Consider the following 19,150-nt stretch of genomic DNA (forward strand, 5'->3'; position numbering starts at 1 on the left):
CATGACTATCAGCTATATCTGGCGATTAATGATATCGACCATACGAAAACTAAAGCGATGTCGCCTCAAACCAATGGTATCTGCGAGCGCTTTCACAAAACGATACTTAATGAGTTCTATCAAGTCACGTTCCGTAAAAAGCTTTACAGCTCGCTTGAAGAACTTCAAAAAGATCTGGACGAATGGATGGCTTATTACAATAATGAGCGAACTCATCAGGGAAAAATGTGCTGTGGCAGAACGCCATTTGAAACATTACTTGATGGGAAATCGATTTGGGCTGAGAAGAATTTAGCTCAAATTTAAACTGACAGTCACCGATTAAAAAACGGGTAACTGTCAGATCAAGTCTGAGCTAGTACAAGTAATTAATAGCTAAGGGCTGTCATTTATACGTAACAAGATGCCAATATAGATAGTGAAATACATTTAATACATTTAATACATTTAATACATTTAATACATTAAGGTATATAACTTTCTACGAAACTTTGTCGCTAGCGGATCGCCGTCAGGCAAGGCTTTTAATATATCTAGCAATAATTGTTTACTTTGCGTATCACTACCATCTTTTTGCACCAATCTAAATAACAGAATTAATGCTTCTTCATGGCGATTAACTTGGCTATATTGAGCCGCTAAGTTTTGTTGTAACTCAACATTGTCAGGCGTTTTTTCTAACTCACTTTCTAACGCTTGAATTTCAGGAGAGTCTGCCGCTTGACTCGCTAATTCAAGTTTCGCCATCACCGCATGGTATTCACTATTTTGATCTACCATTAATATGGTTGATAACAAAGATTCAGCTTCACTTATTTTGCCGGTTTGAATATAAACGTCAGCTAATAAAAGTTTAATATCTGCACGCTCATTATTCAGTTGGTATGCCTGCGAAATAACAGTAAAAGCTTGGTTAATATCGTTGCCAGCCATTAACTCTTTAGCCTGAGCAAATAAAAGGTCTTCTTCTTTCGGCAAATGTTTTTCTAAAAAGGCTTTGATTGTTTCATCAGTTTGCGGGCCCGATAAGCCATCAATAGGCTGACCATCTTTTACTAATACTGCGGTAGGCAATCCTTGAATACCAAATTGTTGTGAAATTTGTTGTTCGGTTTGACAGTCCACCGTTGCAAATAAAATATGCGCCTCAAAAGAATTAAGTGCTATTGATAATTTATCTCTTAATTCGACACTTTCCGGAACCTGCTCCGCCCAAAAGTCGACTAAAACTAATTTTTCTTTTGAATCTTCTACAATAATTTTTTGAAAATTCTCTATTGTCATTGCAACATTCATATTCGACCTAATCTCTCATTTTTCAATAAACTTTATTTTGGGGCAATAAAATATATAACAAGGTTAAACGAGTGGCTTTTCTTTTAATCAAAATCGGCTAATATTGTAGTTTAACAAGGTAAGCGTTTTTCGTGCTTTATTACCAGATAATAAAAAGATAGGTTTTGTTTGTATAAAAACACCATTCATCTGCTGTTAATCATATTAATGCTTTGGGGAAGCGTTGCTTTTGCCCAAAGCTCAAAGCTAACTAAAGTTAAGTATTGTGTTGATCCTAATTGGGCTCCTTATGAATCCATAATAAATGATCAACACCAAGGTATTTCAAAAGAATATCTAGACATTATCAGTCAATACACTTCCTTTTCATTTGCACTTGTTCCGACAACGGATTGGAAGCAAACCTTACACTTTGCCAAAGAAGATCAATGCCAATTTATCGCAATGTTAAATCAATCACCTGAGAGGGATAAATTTTTAACGTTTTCTGATGTTTATTTTCATGCGCCGAATGCGCTTTATGCTCATTATGACCAACCATTGATCGGTAATTTATCGAGCATTACTTCACAATCAATTGCAGTTGTAATGGATTATCGTTTATATCATTACTTAAAAAAAACGTTTCCTAATATGAATGTTGTTGCTGTAAATAGTGAACTTGAAGGTTTGAAAAAAGTAGAAGCCAAAGAAATTGATTATTATGTGGGTTCTTATTATAGTGCGAATAAAATCATACAAGACGCTTCATTTTCCAAATTAAGAATTGTCGGTATTTCAGAATACGAAGATAAATTACGTATTGGTGTAAATAAACAATCAGAGTATTTACTACCTGAATTAAATCAAGCAATTAGTAAAATCACTGTTCAAGAGCATCAAAAAGTTTTTGACTATTTAAAAGCGACCAATTTTGTACGCATTACCGATTACACACTTCTTATTGGTTTAACTTCTTTCTTTAGTATCCTTTTTATTATTTTATATTTCGGTTATTCGCGCTCTGTTCGTTATAGTCAAACTTTAGCCGATAAGAATATCAGCCTGAAAAAGCTTCATACTCAATTAGATGTTAAAAATAAACAGCTAGCAGAGTTGTCTATTAGAGATCCGTTAACCATGCTTTATAACCGCTCTCATTTAGCTGAAATGATCAATCAACAAATTAAATTAAAAGACCGATACAACACACGTTCGTGTTTGATCATGATTGATATCGATGACTTTAAGAAAGTCAATGACACACTTGGCCATAAAGTAGGTGATGATATTCTCAAAACCCTATCTAATGTGCTGCTCAAGTGCGCACGTAATTCAGATATAGTCGCGAGATGGGGTGGTGAAGAATTTGTTTTATTATGTCCTGAAACCGATTTAGATGAAGCGGTACTTTTAGCGAAACGTTTTCAACAAGCATTGAAAGAAATTAAAAGTGATGCCTGCCCTAAGGTAACATGTAGTATCGGTATCGCTGAATTACATAGTAAAGACTCAGCCGATGAATGGTTTATCTCTGCAGATAACGCTATGTATCAAGCCAAAGCTCAAGGAAAAGATTCAATATCAACGTTAAACAATACGCATGATATTTAATGCTTACTCCCGAGCTTTTAACTAATTTAGTAACATGCACTGCTCACTATTTTTGTGAAAACGATTACGAGATTTCTTTTAGTAAAGCTCTCGAAATAATCACTTTTTGAATTTCACTCGTCCCTTCATAAATTGACGTCACACGCACATCTCTGGCAAAACGTTCAAGAGGATATTCCTTAATATAACCTGCTCCTCCCATCATTTGCAGCGCATCATAACAAGCAGTATTGGCTTTTTCTGCGGCAAATAATTTCGCCATAGACGCTTGCTTTCCAAACGGTAGACCTTGCTCTTTGGTGTAAGCGGCTTGCATTAACAACAACCTAGCCGCTTCAAGTTCAGTGTAACGGTCGGCAAGTTTCCACTGTAAACCTTGAAAATTTGATAACGACTGATTAAATTGTTTACGCTCAGTCAGATAATCACGCGCGTAATCCATGGCAGCTAAACCAATACCTAATGCTAGCGAGCCAATCCCAATTCGCCCCCCAGCTAATTCACCTACCGCAACGGCAAAGCCTTTGTTCTCTCCGCCCATTAATGCACTTTTTGGGATCCGACAATGAGTAAAACTAACTTCATTCGTTGGCGAGGCTTTCTGCCCCATCTTTTCCTCAGCCTTACTAACTGTAATACCCGGCGTATTCGCTTCAACTAAGAAACAAGATATTCCTTTACCTTTTGGCGCACTAGCATCAGTGACTGCCCAAACGACAAAAATCCCAGCAAAACTTGCACTGGTAATAAACAATTTATTGCCATTTAATACATATTCATCACCATCTAATTCTGCCGTTGTTTTCATGCCGGCAGGATCAGAGCCGGCACCGCTTTCCGTTAAACAAAATGCGCCTGCTTGATATTCGCCACTGCATAACTTAGGTAAGTACGTTTGTTTATGTTCTTCGCTACCAATTGCTTGTATCACTTCTGCCACCATATTCGTTACCGAGGTAGTGACTGCAGTTGAAGCACAAGCACGAGCAATTTCAGTGATCGCTAAACTAAAAGCAACAGTGCCTGCCTCTACTCCACCATATTCAGCTTTTATGTTTAATCCCATAAAGCCCAATTCGGTTAATTTAGCTAAATTTGCTAAAAAAAGTGTTTGGTTTTGTGTTTCATCAAGCTCGGCTGCAACTGGGGCTAATTCGGTTTCAGCAAATTTACGCGCCATGTCTTGAATCATGACTTGTTCTTCAGTTAACGAAAGATTCATTAGAATTGCTCATATTCATAAAATAATTTTCAATCCTTCTATATTAAACAAAGATTAAAAAATTCTCACCAATTATTTAACGTTTACGTAAACTGAAAGAAAAATATCCCATTGAGTTTAAAATGAAAAAACGCGCTATAAAAGCGCGTTCTCAGTTAAGTTATATATGTAAAGTCGTATCTTGGTTAGCTCATTAAAAACCATACAAGCCCAAAACCAAGTACTAAGCGATAAATAACAAAGGGCATCATGCCTAATTTACCTACTAAGATTAAAAAATAATGGATGCACGCATAAGCACTGATAAACGCTAAGACACTTCCTAAACCAAGTGTATGCCAATCAACTGCTTCTGCAGAAGTAATTAATTTATACGTTAAATAACTGCCTGTCATGACAATAGCGGGAATAGATAATAAAAAAGAAAACCTAGCCGCATTCTCTTTAGTTAGCCCAAGCATCATGCCTAATGTCATGGTGATACCTGATCGTGACGTACCTGGAATTAACGCTAATGCTTGCGAAAGACCAATAATAATTGCGCCTTTTAACCCTAGCTTTTCAATATTGACGTTTTCTTTAGCTTTGATATCAGCAAAACCGAGTAAAAAACCAAAAACAATCGTAGTAAGCGCAATTACTGCCGCACTACGTAAATGCTCTTCAATAAAATCTTTACCTAGAAAACCAACTAAACCTAAAGGAATTGACGCGAGTATAATCCACCACGCTAACTTACCATCAAAAGATGCCTTGCTTTTTTCAGGCCCAATACCTATCGTGCCAAACCATGCAACGGCCATAGAACCAACTTCTTTTCGATAATATAAAACTACAGCTAATAGTGTTCCTACATGCAGTGCAATATCTAATGCTTGTCCTTGATCTTCCCAGCCCAATACAGCTGACGGTAATATTAAATGGGCAGAACTAGAAATAGGTAAAAACTCAGTTAACCCTTGTATTAAAGCTAAGAAAAAAATTTCAATAGTGCTCATGTTTAGTTGATTATCCTTGCCAGTTAAACGGAATGATTGCTAATTTTTGCGTACTTTTATCAAAGTTTTGCCATAAAGAAAGGTAACTTTGCTTAAGTACAGGGTGTATTTCTTGTGGCGCTATTTCCGCAAGAGGCCATAAAACAAAAGCATTAAAACTAATTTCTTCACGCGGCAGTTGAACAGGCTCTGCTTGTACAAGATCGCCATAAAGTAAAATATCGATATCTAACGTTCTTGGGCTAAATTTTTTCGCGTTTACTTCCCGGCCAAATTTAAATTCAATGTCACGTAATGTTGTGCTTAATGCTTCTATTGTTTGACTTGTTTGTAAACCGACCACCATATTATAAAAAGGAGAGCCATCAAAACCAACCGCCTCGCTTTCAAATAAAGAAGATAAAGTTAACTTTTGATAAATCGAGGTTAATTCAGCTAAACCAGAGGTTAAATTATTTTCACGGTCAATATTGCTGCCAAGCGATAAATATACTTGCACCATTACAACGCTTGGCCTCGTTCAATTTCCACACCTACTGTATCAGCATTATGAACGGCACCTGGTTTACCAATACTTAGTTTTAACCAAGGGATTTGAAACGTTGACATTAAATAGTTGGCTAAACGTTCAGCGAGTGTTTCTAACAAATCTACAGGATTGTCATTAGCAAAAAGGGCTATTTTTTCAGATATTTCGGCGTAATCTAAAGTTTTTGCAAGCTCGTCATTTTCAGCGGCTAATTGTGTGTCCCACCCCATAGCCAGATCAATGACTAACGTTTGCTTTATTTCTTTTTCCCAGGCAAAAAAACCAATCGTTGTTTGAATTTTCAACCCGCGAATAAAAACTTTATCCATCTTAATGCTACTCTTTTATCAATAAATGGCTTGAATACACTAGGGTGAGGTCAACCACTTATGAATGATTAATGGTATATTACAAATTAATTGGCGAGTTTACCTGCCTAAGAGTAGAAAAACTAGTGAACTAAGTTATACAATACTGAATTAGTAAACACCAACACTCACTAATAAAAGGACTTTTACATGCTATTGCTCACTTTCGCATTGATGATTGCCGCCTATTTATTAGGTTCAATATCCAGTGCTGTTTTAGTTTGCAAAGTATTAAACCTTCCTGATCCCCGCACCACAGGTTCAAAAAATCCCGGAGCTACTAATGTTTATCGCATTGGTGGTAAATGGGCAGCTATCAGTGTGTTAATTTTTGATATTTTAAAAGGTGCTATACCTGTTTGGGGCGCATACTTTATCAATGTTGAACCTCTTTATTTAGGTGTCATTGCTTTAGCAACCTGCTTAGGTCATATGTTTCCAATCTTTTTTAACTTCAAAGGAGGCAAAGCGGTTGCCACCGCCTTCGGAGTATTATTGCCCATAGGTTTAGATTTAGGTGGGTTGTTAATTCTTACTTGGCTGACTACGCTTAAATTTACTCGATTTTCAAGCTTAGCCGCAATAGTTGCCGTTTCGTTCGCTCCTTTTTATACTTGGTTACTAAAACCAATTTACACCTATCCAGTGATCATGCTTTCCGTGCTTATCATCATTAGACATAAGGCAAATATTATTCGCTTAATAAAAGGTACAGAGCCTAAAGTTAATACTAAGTTGAATTTATAAATAGCGAACCACAGGAAACTTATCTATTACAGTTAAATTCCCTCGTGTTATTTCATTTATTTAGATAGCAGAAAGACTATCTAAAGGCCAACGAGGTGTTGCTTTAAACGTTAAATCAATATCATGGCCTTCATCAAGTTGGGCTTTTAATCGTTGCATGCCCGCAAACGCAATCATCGCTCCATTATCAGTACAAAATTCAGGACGAGGATAATAGACTTGTCCACCAACTTTTTGTGTGATTTGTTCAAGCTTAGCTCTTAAAACAGTATTTGCACTTACACCACCGGCTATAACCAAACGCTTTAATTCACATTGTTGTAGGGCTCGACGACATTTTATCGCTAAAGTATCAACCACAGCTTCTTGAAAGGCATAGGCAATATCAGCATGAGTTTGTTCATCCATCGTGCCATGTAAGTCAATTTCTTTATGAATAGCAGTTGCGGTTGCAGTTTTTAAACCACTAAAACTAAAATCTAATCCTGGTCGATCTGTCATTGGTCTTGGAAATTTAAAACGGCCTTGAACACCCGTTTCTGCCATTTTTGATAACGCAGGGCCTCCAGGATAATCTAACCCTAATAATTTTGCCGTTTTATCAAATGCCTCACCGGCAGCATCATCAACCGATTCACCTAACAATTCATATTGGCCAATCCCATCAACCCGAACTAACATGGTATGACCGCCAGACACTAATAGTGCAACAAAAGGAAATTCAGGCACATCATCTTCTAACATTGGCGCTAATAAATGCCCTTCCATATGATGCACAGGAACAGCGGGTAAATCCCAACCATAGGCTAAACTGCGACCAATTGAACAACCCACTAATAACGCACCAACTAAACCAGGGCCAGAAGTATAAGCAACACCATCAAGATCTTGAGGCGTTAAATTAGCTTCCGCTAAAACTTCTTTAATAAGAGGAATGGTTTTTCTTACATGATCCCGCGAAGCGAGTTCAGGTACAACTCCACCATAATCAGCATGAACGGCAATTTGACTATATAAACGATGCGCTAAAATTCCACCTTCATCATCATAAATGGCGATACCCGTTTCATCACAAGAGGTTTCAATTCCTAAAATACGCATTATTTATTAGCCCAAATTTTCTGCTATGAATGTAAAGACGCCGATTTTACCTGCTAACAACTTTTTACACCAGCAGCTTTACTGGATAAAAATCATTTATAACTTTACAAGCACCTTACCTTAGCATTAGAATACGGCACCAATTTTTAATAGAGTGGGTGAAGATGAGGCCAAATGGCTGAAATCGAACACCGATTTATATAGATACATAACTAAGGTAAAACAGTACATGCCAGTAATTAAAGTAAGAGAAAACGAACCATTTGACGTAGCATTACGTCGTTTTAAGCGTTCATGTGAAAAAGCAGGTATCCTTTCTGAAGTTCGTCGTCGCGAATGTTACGAAAAGCCAACTTGGGAACGTAAACGTAAAAAAGCAGCTGCTGTTAAACGTGCTGCTAAAAAAGTTTCTCGTGAGAACGCTCGTCGCGTTCGCATGTACTAAGAAAATATCTTAGTTATTATTTGAGTTAACTGAATCAGTATTATGAGCTTACTCATACAACTCAAAGATGAAATGAAAAATGCCATGCGAGCTAAAGACAAATTACGTCTTGGCGTTATCCGCATGGCATTGTCTGCTATCAAGCAAGCTGAAATTGATCACAACACCGAAGCAACTGATGAGAACATCATTGCCGTATTAACCAAAATGGTTAAACAACGCAAAGAGTCTATCAAAATGTTTACCGACGGTGGTCGAGATGACATGGCGGCAAATGAACAAGCAGAAGTGGTCGCGTTAGAAACCTTTCTACCACAACCACTCACTCAAGACGAAATCCAAGAATTGATAAATAATGCAATTACTGAATCTGGTGCAGCTTCTATGGCTGACATGGGAAAAGTAATGGCGCTATTAAAACCAGCTATGCAAGGTAAAGCAGACATGGGCTCGGTAAGTGGTCAAGTTAGATCGGCCTTAAATAGTTAAAATCAATCGGAACTTTATCGATAAAAACCGCCTCTTTATAGATGCGGTTTTTTTATATTTACGCTAAAGTAGCAAGATTATTTTTAGTCGTATTCGACGTTAATTGCACCACTAACTCTTTTCTAATAGGTTTTTTAAATACATGGCAGGTATGATCCCCAGACAATTTATCGACGATTTATTAGCACGCGCTGATATCGTAGAACTAATTGATTCGAGAGTACCGTTAAAAAAAGCAGGTAAAAACTACCAAGCCTGTTGTCCATTTCATACAGAAAAATCCCCTTCGTTTACCGTTAGCCAAGACAAACAGTTTTATCATTGCTTCGGGTGTGGCGAACACGGCAATGCAATTTCCTTTTTAATGGAATTTGATCGACTGGAGTTCCCTGACGCTATTGAAGAACTTGCCTCCCATTACAACATGGAAGTGCCAAGAGAGCAGAACAACCAATCACCTGCTCAACAATTAAAACAGCAACAAGCGTATCAACAAAAACAAAATGATTACGAGTTGATGGACAGTATTTCGCGCTTTTATCAACAACAGTTAAAAGTTGCTGCTGATAAAAATACCGCCATAGACTATTTAAAAGGTCGCGGACTTAGCGGAGAAATTGTTAAACATTTTGGCATGGGTTACATCAGTGATGCATGGGATGGCATGATGAGCGTTTTTGCAAAAAATCGCGACATAACCCAACAATTGGTTGATTTAGGAATGGCGATTCAAGGCGATAAAAACAAACCTTATGACCGTTTTCGTGGTCGCATTATGTTTCCTATTCGCGATAAACGTGGTCGAACATTAGGATTTGGTGGACGCGTATTAGGTGACGGCACACCAAAATATTTAAACTCGCCCGAAACGCGTATTTATCATAAAGGTCAAGAGCTATACGGTCTTTTTGAAGCTAAGCAAGCCAATAAACAACTGACCCGTTTAGTGGTAGTTGAAGGTTATATGGATGTTGTTGCTTTAGCACAACATGGTGTTAACTACGCCGTAGCATCGTTAGGAACAGCAACCACCCCAGAGCAATTACAAACATTATTTCGCACCGTAAAAGAAGTGATTTGTTGTTATGATGGTGATAGAGCCGGTCGAGATGCTGCTTGGCGTGCCATGGATAACGCTTTACCGCTGATCCGCGACGGCTATTCACTCAAGTTTGTTTTTTTACCTGATGGTGAAGACCCTGATTCATTAATTCGCGAACAGGGCCAACACGCCTTTGAAAATATTTTAGATAATGCCATGCCGTTATCAGAATTTTTACTCAGTAATTTATCAGAACAAACTGATTTAAATACCAATGAAGGCACTTCAAAGCTCGTTGAACTTTTTCAACCTTATTTAAATAAACTACCTGAGAGTTTTCTTAAGCAAAGTATTATTTCATCAATTGCCAATAAATTTGCACGCGGTAGTGAAAAACGTTTAGAAGAGTTGCGTCGTCACCATAGCAAAGAACAACAAAAACCAAAAACCAAGCAACCTAAAATTACGCCAATTCGACTGGCTATTGCATTATTGCTTGAGCATCCCCATATTGTAAAAGCAATCCCTGACAGCTCTATTTTACAACAATTAGATATGCCAGGAATGCCGTTATTAAACCGATTGGTTCAGTTGTGTAATGAAAATGACAAAATTAATAGTGCGCAATTAATTGAGTATTTTCGTGGCACGCCTGAAGGAGCGCAATTAACTAAATTAATGTGCCTTGAACATTATGTGGAAGCGGAAAACGCTGAAAGTACTTTTTTAGACATTTTAGAAAGTTTTTTGAATAAATTTATTGAACAACGCACAGAGCAATTAATTGCTAAAGAGCAAGAGAATGGCCTTAGCAAAGAAGAAAAACAAGAGCTATATAGCCTTCTAACAGCTTAAACCGGTTGAAGTTAAAACATATTTTAACTATATAACATTTAAATAATACGATAATAGTTTAGCGCTGGTAATTTAGTCACTGATTGGCTATAATTTCCGGCTTACTGTTTTCAATTTGATAGCCATAAATTAGGTGGACACTCGTCAATGGATCAAGCCCCACAATCTAGATTAAAAGAGTTAATTACCAAAGGTAAAGAGCAAGGGTATTTAACATTTGCTCAAGTTAACGATCATCTCCCACAAGACATAATCGATTCAGACCAAGTTGAAGACATCGTACGTATGATCAACGACATGGGTATTCAAGTATTTGAAAATGCTCCTGATAGCGATACGCTAATGATGAGTGAAGCAAATACCGATGAAGATGCGGCAGAAGCTGCAGCTCAGGCACTTGCTACCGTTGAAAGTGAAATTGGTAGAACAACGGATCCAGTACGTATGTATATGCGTGAAATGGGTACTGTTGAACTTCTTACACGTAAAGGCGAAATTGTTATCGCTAAACGTATCGAAGAAGGTATCAAAGAAGTACAACGTTCAGTTGCTGAATACCCACCTGCAATTAATTACTTATTAGAGCAATGGGATAACTTTGAAGCGGAAGAAGGTCGATTAAGCGATATTATTGTTGGTTTCTTAGACCCTGATGCTGAAGAAGAAGAAATTCCAGCGGCTGCGACTCATATTGGTTCTGAATTATCTGATGAAGAGCTTAAAGATGAAGACGATAACGCTGAAGATGATGAAGATGAGGAAGAAGAAGATACAGGCCCTTGTCCAGAACTAGCACGTGAAAAATTCACCTTACTGCGTGAAGCTTATGAAAGCGCTAATAAAGTCATTGCTGCTAAAGGGCGTGGCCATAAAGACGCACAAACAGCCATTGATGCGCTAGCTGAAGTATTTAAAGAATTCCGATTAGTACCAAAAGTTTTTGATAGATTAGTGAAAAACATGCGTAGCGTGATGGATCGTTTACGTGTTCAAGAACGATTAATCATGAAGCACTGTGTAGTTGGTGCGGGTATGCCAAAAGCGACCTTTATCAAAATTTTCCCAGGTAACGAAACCTCTAAAAATTGGTTTGACGAGCAACGTGCAGCAGGTTTACCGCATTCTACAAAAATGGCAGATATTGAGTTAGATGTAGAGCGTTGTATTTATAAGTTAAATCAATTAGAAGAAGAAACATTCTTAAACGTTCATGGCATTAAAGACATTAACCGTCGTATGTCAATTGGTGAAGCAAAAGCTCGCCGTGCGAAAAAAGAAATGGTTGAAGCTAACTTACGTCTTGTAATTTCAATCGCGAAAAAATACACCAACCGTGGTTTACAATTCTTAGATTTAATTCAAGAAGGTAACATTGGTTTGATGAAAGCGGTTGATAAATTTGAATACCGTCGCGGTTATAAATTTTCAACGTATGCGACATGGTGGATCCGTCAAGCAATCACTCGTTCAATTGCTGACCAAGCAAGAACCATACGTATTCCAGTACATATGATTGAAACGATTAACAAATTAAATCGTATTTCACGTCAAATGTTACAAGAAATGGGACGTGAACCTACTCCTGAAGAATTAGCTGAACGCATGATCATGCCTGAAGATAAAATTCGTAAGGTATTAAAAATTGCTAAAGAGCCAATTTCAATGGAAACGCCAATTGGTGATGATGAAGATTCGCACTTAGGTGACTTTATTGAAGATGGCAGTGGTGAATTACCGGTTGACTCGGCAACGTCTGAAAACTTAAAAGATGCAACACACGAAGTATTAGCTGGTTTAACAGCCCGTGAAGCAAAAGTGTTAAGAATGCGTTTTGGTATAGACATGAATACTGACCATACTCTTGAAGAAGTAGGTAAGCAATTTGATGTGACCCGTGAGCGTATTCGTCAAATTGAAGCGAAAGCGTTACGTAAATTACGCCACCCTTCTCGCTCTGAGCAACTGAAAAGTTTCTTAGACGGCGAATAAACTGACCTAAGCATGAATAGATAAATCATCATTCTTTGCAGTCATAAAAAATCCAGCCTTAGCGCTGGATTTTTTATCGCTTATTTCTGTTAACTTATTTCTTTTAACTTATTTCAAGTTACTTTTCTTAGTAATATAAGTTTGATAGTAAAGTTACTCTATCGATTGCGAGAAAGCGGGATTCGATAAAAATTCTTCATCGGTAAGCGTTTTTAAGAAATTGATTAAATCGTTTTTGTCTTGTGCACTCATTTCAAATCCTTTAATAAAAGCGGATTTCAAAGGGTTTTCTCGACCATCGCCTTGATAACTCCCCTCAGATATTTTACGACCTCCCGCCGCATAAAAGTCTAACACTTCCGGTAAAGTGCTAATGCTACCATCATGCATATACGGTGCGGTTACCTCGACGTTACGTAACGTTGGTGCTCTAAACCGACCATTATCACGCGCTAAGGTAGAAATTTCAGCAAGACCTACATCAGTTTCAGGGTAACCTATTGATTTATTTTCAATCTGAATATTATACAAACCTGTGTTATGAAAGGGTCGCCGGTCAATCAATTGCTTTTCATGACTGGTTGATTGGGTAAAATTAAAACCGCCATGGCAATGGTGACACTCTAGCTTTTCAGAAAAAAATAAATTCATGCCGCGTAACGCTGACGGTGAAATGGCATTATCGTCCCCTTGATAAGCATACCGATCAAACGGAGCATTCAATGAAATTAAACTGCGCACAAAACTCGCTAATGCTTTAACGATCAAATCAAAACTGACTTCCTGATCTGGAAACGCTGCGCGAAACAAAGGCAAATATTCCGCCGTTTTAAAACGCGCCAAAACTTCAGCATCATAGCTTGTAATACCAAGCTCAATGGGTGATTCACCAAACATAGGGATCAAAATTTGTTGTTCTAACGACGTTAAACCATCATGCGCCCATGTTAAGGTTTTATTATAAGCAATATTGACAAGAGCCGGTGCGTTACGGCGATGACTTTCACCACTCGTTCCCACCGATGTTACCTTAGCCTCAGCAAAGGCAAATGTTTGCTGATGACAACTTTCGCAAGATTGCTGTTGATTAAAAGATAAGTTTTTATCATAAAAAAGTCGTTTACCTAATGTGACTTTCTCATCAGACATCTGATTATTAGCCGGAAGTTGCGGCTTAGGAAAACCTTGCGGAATAGACCATTGATATTCAAGTGTAGAAGTTTTATTTGAGTCACAACTCACAAGAGATAACACGAAGATCAACGTCAATATTATCGTACTGAAAACTCCTTTTGCTAATAAGACACCTCGATTAATCATCAATAGATACTCGAAAAACCGCTTGTTTGCCAGTTTCAATCAACCGTGTAAATAACGGCCGACATGCTGGATTGTCATGCTCTGATTGACAACTAGTCGCCATAGCAAGTGGTAGCTCACCAATTAACTTACTAAGGTCAAAGGCAATAGTATTTGACTTACCCAAGGGTAATTGAAATTGAAATACATTAGGATAAAGACAAGCATCGTTAGGCGCACGCATCACGCTTTGCGATTTACAACCAGTAGAGCCTAAATGAAAAAGCCAATCATCAGCTCCACTGCTCATTTCAAGACGGAGAAATTTATGACCCGTTTGCCAGATCCAAAACATAGAAGAATCATTCAACGGACTAGGTTGTTGTAGAGGGTTTAAATGATTTTGCTCAAACGGTACACCTAATGAAAAACGCACCGCTTGAAAGTCAGCCAGGCTAAAATCATCCTTAAAGTTTAATTGCCAATGTTCAAATTCAGCCCCTTGGCAAGTACTACCGAGTAACGCCGTATTCTCGGTTTGTTTCGTCGTTTTCGCTAACGCCATGTTTTGCCAGTTCCCTTGCCTATTTTGCAACTGAACTTGGCTAATAAAAAACTGTAATTGGTTAACAAGCCATGCTTTATTTTGATGATTAATCTTATTATTACATTCAATAATTTGCCCATTATATATAGGCTCAAACATTAATATTGCCGAGTTATTGTTTTTGCTACAGCCAAAAACAAATAACATCATAAACAGATAAACTGTCTTTTTACTATCCATCAAAATTCCTAAACAATTCGCTAATGCACACTTTATTTTACAATAAATTAACATTTAAAACAGGCTAAACATTCAAAACTTGCAACGTTAATGCTAAGTTATATTTATCGTTAATCAACTTAAGTTCACTTGAATCTTGCTTAAGTGACATCAGTTATACAAGTTTCACCTGTTCTGGTAGTAACCTCACTTTCAGTGCAATGAAAAAGGAATTTACATGAATAAATTTTTTACGCTTTTATCCGTTACGAGCCTGTTATCTATTAGCATCAATGTTTATAGTCACTCAGAACATGATAAATCTCGATTTGTTGCTCCTAATGGCACAGACAATAGTCGTTGCGATAATGTATTAAGACCTTGTAAATCTATTTCATATGCAGTGAGCCAAGCGAATAAGGGCGATAAAATTTTGCTCTCTGCCGGTGAATTTCAAATAACCTCTAGTGATGAATTATTCTATTTAAAAAGCGCGTTAGTGCCAATTTATGGCGGCTATAATCGCTTTGACCATTTTCAATCGCAAAGCCCACAATCAAATGTAACAACATTAAAAAATGTTCCTTATGATATGGCTGAAACGTTGCGAAAAAATGGTTTTCATATCATTGCCGATGGCAAATCTTTTGCTAACGATAAACAGTTCAAGGCAAAACTAGCGAGCTATCAACAGCTAAATGAAAGTCAAAAGAACGTAACTTGTGTTGACGGTAAAGCCGATATTTTTGACTGTGAAAATGTGGATTTACTCGCGCATATGCCATTGTCACAAATGTCGAGTACCCCTAGTTCAGGTAGTGATATTTGGGGACATGTTGATTTAAATACCGGTAATGAGTTTGCGCTGATGACTATCAACAATGGCGTGATCATAGTTGATGTGTCAAATCCAAGTGAACCTGTTGAAGTTGGCACCATTTCAGGCGTTAATTCATCATGGCGCGATGTCAAAGTGTATCAACACTTTAATGAGAGCATCAACCTATGGCAAGCCTATGCTTATGTTACAACTGAGGGTTATAATGGTGGCGTTTCAATCATTGATTTAAATAACTTACCTCATTCTGTCAGCTTGATTGAAAAAAATAATGTAGTCAGTACTTCACATAATATTTATATCAGTAATGTGGATTACTCTTTAAATATTCCCTTACCAGATCAAACCGCAAGTTTACAACTAGTAGGCGCGAACACTAAAAGTGGCGCGTTTCAAAATTACTCATTAGCAACGCCAACCACATTAAGTTTTACCAGCACTAAAAACTATGGAAGTGGTTATACTCACGATGGCACGTCTTTATCTATTGATGACCAACGCGCAGTCAGTGACTGTGCCTTACTTTCAGGTAGTTGTACGGTTTTTGTTGATTTTAATGAAAAAGAAATGAAACTATGGAATATCTCCGACCCAGATAACGCAACACAACTAGGCAGCGCAGAGTACAACGACGTTGCCAAAAGTAATCAATATGTTCACTCGGGCTGGGGAACAGAAGATAAACAGTTTGTACTACTACACGATGAATTTGACGAAAATCGTGGTGGACTCAATACCACCGTCAGAATTTTTTCTATTGAAGACTTAACCACTCCTACTCAAGTAGGACAATGGACAGGCCCTACAAGAGCAATTGACCATAACGGCTTCGTTCGCGGAAACAGATATTACATGTCTAACTATGAGCGCGGCTTAACGATATTAGACATCACCGATCCTGCCACGCCAACACAAGTAGGCTTTTTTGATACTTATACACCAAGCAATAGCGCAAATTTTAACGGTGCATGGGGCGTATACCCGTTTTTACCCTCAGGTAATATACTCGTTAGTGATATTAATAGTGGCCTTTACGTACTAAAAGACAATGCTAAAAATTCAGCAAAAGGTGAGTTTGCCTTTGATAGCAAAGCATTCGCTACCGAACAAGGCGTCAATTTATCAATTAATGTTCAACGAAATGGTACCGAATTAGATACAGCCGTTGCTGTTAGTTATCAAGTGATCCCCGGCAGTGCACAATCGGGCTCTGATTTTGTTGTTGAAAACGAGACACTGACATGGGCAGCTAATGATAATACCGAAAAAAACATTAATATCGACATAAAAGCAGATGAAACAGCGAATGAGCTCCCAGAAAGTTTTTTTATTCGTTTATACAATCCAATTAATGGCGCAGTATTAGGAGAAAGCAGTTATGCCACAGTCAATATCGCCGGTATTGTCGACTCAGGTTCTGGAACATTTGCATCAAACGCAATAACGCTAAGTGAAAACACTGGTGAATATATCGTTGAAGTAAATCGTATCGGCAGTACGACAGGCGAGCTGACGTTTAACTATCAACTTTCTGCATCGAGCGCCACTTTAGGCAGTGACGTAGAAGATATTTCTGGTGAAATTTCATGGGCTGATGGCGACAATACGAGCAAAGAAATTACCCTCTCAATTATTAATGACGACATAGAAGAAGAAAATGAAGTGTTTACTCTTAGCTTAACTGCTGTTGATAATGCTCGTTTAGGCACTCATGGCGAAATCGTATTCACCATTACCGATGATGATAAAAACGAAGCCCCCACTGTAACCTTAGGCGAAAATTTTCAAGTAAATACTGAACAAACTGTCAACCTTAGTGCCGAAGCTTCAGATAGTAACGACGATGAAATGAGTTATTTATGGGAGCAAACCTCAGGCACTAGTGTTACCTTAACAAACGCAGAGACTTTAACGGCAAGTTTTACTGCCCCCACTACTGCTGAATCATTAACTTTTAATTTTACCGCTACAGACTACCGAGGCGCAGCGACGACAGCATCAATCACCATTTCAGTAGTTGCACCAACTGAAGTGATCACAGTAACTCCACAAAAAAGCAGTGGTGGAGGAAGCACAACATGGATAACGATATTCAGTTTACTGTTTTTATCCGCATTGAAAAACCATAGAAAGAAAACCTTTTAATCAAAAAAAGACGACTCTAAATTCAAAAGTTTTAAGCAACTAGCGTTACATCAGCGTTAGTTGCTTAACAAATGAGCTAACAGTATTAAATTTATCGATTTTTTATTTAAGTGATAGTGACAACAAAATAAAAAATGCTTATACTGCACGCCGTTTTACAAATCTCCTTTGTTTAACGATTCAAATCTAAATGGCCCCTTAGCTCAGTTGGTTAGAGCATCCGACTCATAATCGGCAGGTCCCCTGTTCAAGTCAGGGAGGGGCCACCATCACTCTTCTATAGCTCATAAAATACAAGGCAATTTGCTATTCAATTGTTCATCGTTTTACTACATAAATCACCAGGTCACACCGGTTTTATATCATTTTAATTTTCAAAATCGTTTAAAATACGATAATGGTCACTTAATCTGTGTGTCCAAAGGCATTAATCTCAATTGTAGGGCTGACTAAAACAGCTATTTTTCACTATAATATCTTACTTAGTCCTCTACAGACTTATGTTTATTATAGTGCCACTCAAAGTAACTACTACTTTTAGGGGTATATGTATTGCATTTTTGACCTGTGATTTTCTTTAAGTATTCATTAAAGTAATCATATCCATAGCCATTAGATGGGGTCTTTAAGTTTATGACATGCCCACCATGTACAGCTATGAAGCCACGTTCGTATAATTCATCACAACCGAACTTACACATTGGTGTCACAATATTTTTATAGTCGCGCTTTTCAGCATCTGTACAGAGAGATCTTTTTTTAATATGCGCAGTAACTAAAAACTTTATTGGCATTGGAGAATTACAGATACAGCATGTAGCAATATCATGAGAGTTAAATAGTTTTTCACGCAAAAAGGCTTGTTCAGTTCTAACTAAAACTTCTACTTTTTTATCAATTTCATTTGTTGCATCAATATATTCATCTATTGTTACATCTTCAGTACTAGATGGCTGCTCAATCGAATTAGATTCAACAACCCTATTTGATATACCGGCTCTTTTTTCTTTATACGTACGCCAAGTTATAAATGGTTCAGTTGAACTTCCTATTAGCTCTGATATTTCTTTCTCATCCACCGCTAAAATATTCTCTACTGGTAGTTCTACCCAATGTTTAGGCTCAAGCAGTGCTGAATCTCCATTGGGGTTCTTATGCCACCATCTAGCTTTAAATTGTAATTCTATATCTCCATTTCCTTTAATAAACTCCTTTGACACTTTATCTTTAAAAGCTTGCTGGATATCTATCAAAGCGTCAAAGTAAGTACCTATACTCCGTTCGGCTTTGTAACCGTACCCATATTCTTCCTCAAGACCTTTTACTGGAAGAAAGGCCCGAGGAGTGTATGTTTTAGTCACTTGGCTTACAGGGATCCATACAAATGAATCGTTTTTAGAATAAATTTTCATTGTTACTTCTTTCCTT

The 19,150-nt window shown here is 37.6% G+C and carries 17 protein-coding genes and 1 tRNA gene; 9 read left to right on the forward strand and 9 right to left on the reverse strand.

Translation table 11 applies throughout. The features are described 5' to 3' along the window. Positions 1 to 306, forward strand: a 306-nt coding sequence (locus Q4493_RS02225) for an integrase core domain-containing protein (protein WP_303449106.1), incomplete at its 5' end; no start/stop codon positions are given. A gap of 150 nt (positions 307 to 456) precedes the next feature. Here Q4493_RS02225 and Q4493_RS02230 read toward each other — a convergent pair. Next, positions 457 to 1,284 (reverse strand): tetratricopeptide repeat protein, encoded by an 828-nt coding sequence (locus Q4493_RS02230; protein WP_303449107.1) that lies wholly within the window; start codon positions 1,282 to 1,284, stop codon positions 457 to 459. A 180-nt stretch (positions 1,285 to 1,464) separates the two neighbouring features. Between Q4493_RS02230 and Q4493_RS02235 the strand changes: the two genes are divergently transcribed. Continuing rightward, on the forward strand, positions 1,465 to 2,889 hold the full coding sequence (locus Q4493_RS02235; RefSeq protein ID WP_303449108.1) for a diguanylate cyclase: 1,425 nt from the start codon (positions 1,465 to 1,467) through the stop codon (positions 2,887 to 2,889). A gap of 64 nt (positions 2,890 to 2,953) precedes the next feature. Here Q4493_RS02235 and Q4493_RS02240 read toward each other — a convergent pair whose 3' ends face one another. The 4 genes from Q4493_RS02240 to folB form a co-directional block, all read right to left on the reverse strand. Continuing rightward, on the reverse strand, positions 2,954 to 4,111 hold the full coding sequence (locus tag Q4493_RS02240) for an acyl-CoA dehydrogenase family protein (RefSeq protein ID WP_303449109.1): 1,158 nt from the start codon (positions 4,109 to 4,111) through the stop codon (positions 2,954 to 2,956). 185 nt (positions 4,112 to 4,296) lie between these two features. Next, complete coding sequence (locus Q4493_RS02245) at positions 4,297 to 5,109, reverse strand: undecaprenyl-diphosphate phosphatase (protein ID WP_303449111.1); 813 nt, start codon at positions 5,107 to 5,109, stop codon at positions 4,297 to 4,299. A gap of 10 nt (positions 5,110 to 5,119) precedes the next feature. Next, a complete protein-coding gene (folK, locus tag Q4493_RS02250) occupies positions 5,120 to 5,611 on the reverse strand; it encodes a 2-amino-4-hydroxy-6-hydroxymethyldihydropteridine diphosphokinase (protein WP_303449112.1) in 492 nt (163 codons plus the stop codon). Then, positions 5,611 to 5,967, reverse strand: a complete 357-nt coding sequence (gene folB, locus Q4493_RS02255) for a dihydroneopterin aldolase (RefSeq protein WP_303449113.1) — start codon at positions 5,965 to 5,967, stop codon at positions 5,611 to 5,613. The genes folK and folB overlap by 1 nt, the downstream gene beginning before the upstream one ends. Positions 5,968 to 6,162: 195 nt before the next feature. Here folB and plsY point away from each other — a divergent pair, with 195 nt between their 5' ends. Beyond that, a complete protein-coding gene (gene plsY, locus Q4493_RS02260) occupies positions 6,163 to 6,753 on the forward strand; it encodes a glycerol-3-phosphate 1-O-acyltransferase PlsY (RefSeq protein WP_303449556.1) in 591 nt (196 codons plus the stop codon). Between the two features lie 60 nt (positions 6,754 to 6,813). Here the strand turns inward: plsY and tsaD are convergent, their stop codons facing one another. Beyond that, on the reverse strand, positions 6,814 to 7,854 hold the full coding sequence (tsaD, locus tag Q4493_RS02265) for a tRNA (adenosine(37)-N6)-threonylcarbamoyltransferase complex transferase subunit TsaD (protein WP_303449115.1): 1,041 nt from the start codon (positions 7,852 to 7,854) through the stop codon (positions 6,814 to 6,816). A 229-nt stretch (positions 7,855 to 8,083) separates the two neighbouring features. On the opposite strand from tsaD, the gene rpsU reads away from it, so the two are divergent. From rpsU to rpoD, 4 genes are all read left to right on the forward strand, one after another. Next, the gene (rpsU, locus tag Q4493_RS02270) at positions 8,084 to 8,299 is read left to right on the forward strand and encodes a 30S ribosomal protein S21 (RefSeq protein ID WP_076420232.1); all 216 of its coding nucleotides are present in this window, start codon (positions 8,084 to 8,086) and stop codon (positions 8,297 to 8,299) included. 42 nt (positions 8,300 to 8,341) lie between these two features. Further along, entirely contained in the window at positions 8,342 to 8,788 is a 447-nt protein-coding gene (locus Q4493_RS02275) for a GatB/YqeY domain-containing protein (protein ID WP_303449119.1), read from the forward strand. Positions 8,789 to 8,930: 142 nt separating this feature from the next. Continuing rightward, positions 8,931 to 10,685 carry a DNA primase gene (gene dnaG / locus Q4493_RS02280; protein WP_303449120.1) on the forward strand — a complete coding sequence of 585 codons (1,755 nt, stop codon included), beginning with the start codon at positions 8,931 to 8,933 and terminating at the stop codon, positions 10,683 to 10,685. 147 nt (positions 10,686 to 10,832) lie between these two features. Continuing rightward, positions 10,833 to 12,674, forward strand: coding sequence for an RNA polymerase sigma factor RpoD (rpoD, locus tag Q4493_RS02285; RefSeq protein ID WP_303449121.1), 1,842 nt, complete (start codon positions 10,833 to 10,835; stop codon positions 12,672 to 12,674). Positions 12,675 to 12,827: 153 nt separating this feature from the next. Here the strand turns inward: rpoD and Q4493_RS02290 are convergent, their stop codons facing one another. Next, a complete protein-coding gene (locus Q4493_RS02290; RefSeq protein WP_303449557.1) occupies positions 12,828 to 13,994 on the reverse strand; it encodes a methanobactin export MATE transporter MbnM in 1,167 nt (388 codons plus the stop codon). Continuing rightward, the gene (locus tag Q4493_RS02295) at positions 13,987 to 14,760 is read right to left on the reverse strand and encodes an MbnP family copper-binding protein (protein ID WP_303449122.1); all 774 of its coding nucleotides are present in this window, start codon (positions 14,758 to 14,760) and stop codon (positions 13,987 to 13,989) included. Before Q4493_RS02295 ends, Q4493_RS02290 begins: the two co-directional genes overlap by 8 nt. A 217-nt stretch (positions 14,761 to 14,977) precedes the next feature. Here Q4493_RS02295 and Q4493_RS02300 point away from each other — a divergent pair, with 217 nt between their 5' ends. Both Q4493_RS02300 and Q4493_RS02305 read left to right on the forward strand, forming a co-directional pair. After that, entirely contained in the window at positions 14,978 to 17,722 is a 2,745-nt protein-coding gene (locus tag Q4493_RS02300; RefSeq protein ID WP_303449123.1) for a choice-of-anchor B family protein, read from the forward strand. A 192-nt stretch (positions 17,723 to 17,914) separates the two neighbouring features. Next, positions 17,915 to 17,991: transfer RNA gene (locus tag Q4493_RS02305), tRNA-Ile, on the forward strand. Between the two features lie 213 nt (positions 17,992 to 18,204). On the opposite strand, the gene Q4493_RS02310 is transcribed toward Q4493_RS02305, so the two are convergent. Beyond that, positions 18,205 to 19,134, reverse strand: a complete 930-nt coding sequence (locus Q4493_RS02310; protein WP_303449125.1) for a hypothetical protein — start codon at positions 19,132 to 19,134, stop codon at positions 18,205 to 18,207. Between the last annotated feature and the right edge of the window lie 16 nt (positions 19,135 to 19,150).

This window comes from Colwellia sp. 1_MG-2023 (assembly GCF_030546755.1).
Taxonomy (GTDB): Bacteria; Pseudomonadota; Gammaproteobacteria; order Enterobacterales; family Alteromonadaceae; genus Thalassotalea_H.

What these genes read in the sequence shown, in the direction of transcription:
- Q4493_RS02230 (WP_303449107.1), bottom strand. Translation starts at nt 1,284, where the DNA reads ATGACAATAGAGAATTTTCAAAAAATTATTGTAGAAGATTCAAAAGAA.
- Q4493_RS02240 (WP_303449109.1), bottom strand. Translation starts at nt 4,111, where the DNA reads ATGAATCTTTCGTTAACTGAAGAACAAGTCATGATTCAAGACATGGCG.
- Q4493_RS02245 (WP_303449111.1), bottom strand. Translation starts at nt 5,109, where the DNA reads ATGAGCACTATTGAAATTTTTTTCTTAGCTTTAATACAAGGGTTAACT.
- folK (WP_303449112.1), bottom strand. Translation starts at nt 5,611, where the DNA reads ATGGTGCAAGTATATTTATCGCTTGGCAGCAATATTGACCGTGAAAAT.
- folB (WP_303449113.1), bottom strand. Translation starts at nt 5,967, where the DNA reads ATGGATAAAGTTTTTATTCGCGGGTTGAAAATTCAAACAACGATTGGT.
- tsaD (WP_303449115.1), bottom strand. Translation starts at nt 7,854, where the DNA reads ATGCGTATTTTAGGAATTGAAACCTCTTGTGATGAAACGGGTATCGCC.
- rpsU (WP_076420232.1), top strand. Translation starts at nt 8,084, where the DNA reads ATGCCAGTAATTAAAGTAAGAGAAAACGAACCATTTGACGTAGCATTA.
- Q4493_RS02275 (WP_303449119.1), top strand. Translation starts at nt 8,342, where the DNA reads ATGAGCTTACTCATACAACTCAAAGATGAAATGAAAAATGCCATGCGA.
- dnaG (WP_303449120.1), top strand. Translation starts at nt 8,931, where the DNA reads ATGGCAGGTATGATCCCCAGACAATTTATCGACGATTTATTAGCACGC.
- rpoD (WP_303449121.1), top strand. Translation starts at nt 10,833, where the DNA reads ATGGATCAAGCCCCACAATCTAGATTAAAAGAGTTAATTACCAAAGGT.
- Q4493_RS02290 (WP_303449557.1), bottom strand. Translation starts at nt 13,994, where the DNA reads ATGATTAATCGAGGTGTCTTATTAGCAAAAGGAGTTTTCAGTACGATA.
- Q4493_RS02295 (WP_303449122.1), bottom strand. Translation starts at nt 14,760, where the DNA reads ATGGATAGTAAAAAGACAGTTTATCTGTTTATGATGTTATTTGTTTTT.
- Q4493_RS02300 (WP_303449123.1), top strand. Translation starts at nt 14,978, where the DNA reads ATGAATAAATTTTTTACGCTTTTATCCGTTACGAGCCTGTTATCTATT.
- Q4493_RS02310 (WP_303449125.1), bottom strand. Translation starts at nt 19,134, where the DNA reads ATGAAAATTTATTCTAAAAACGATTCATTTGTATGGATCCCTGTAAGC.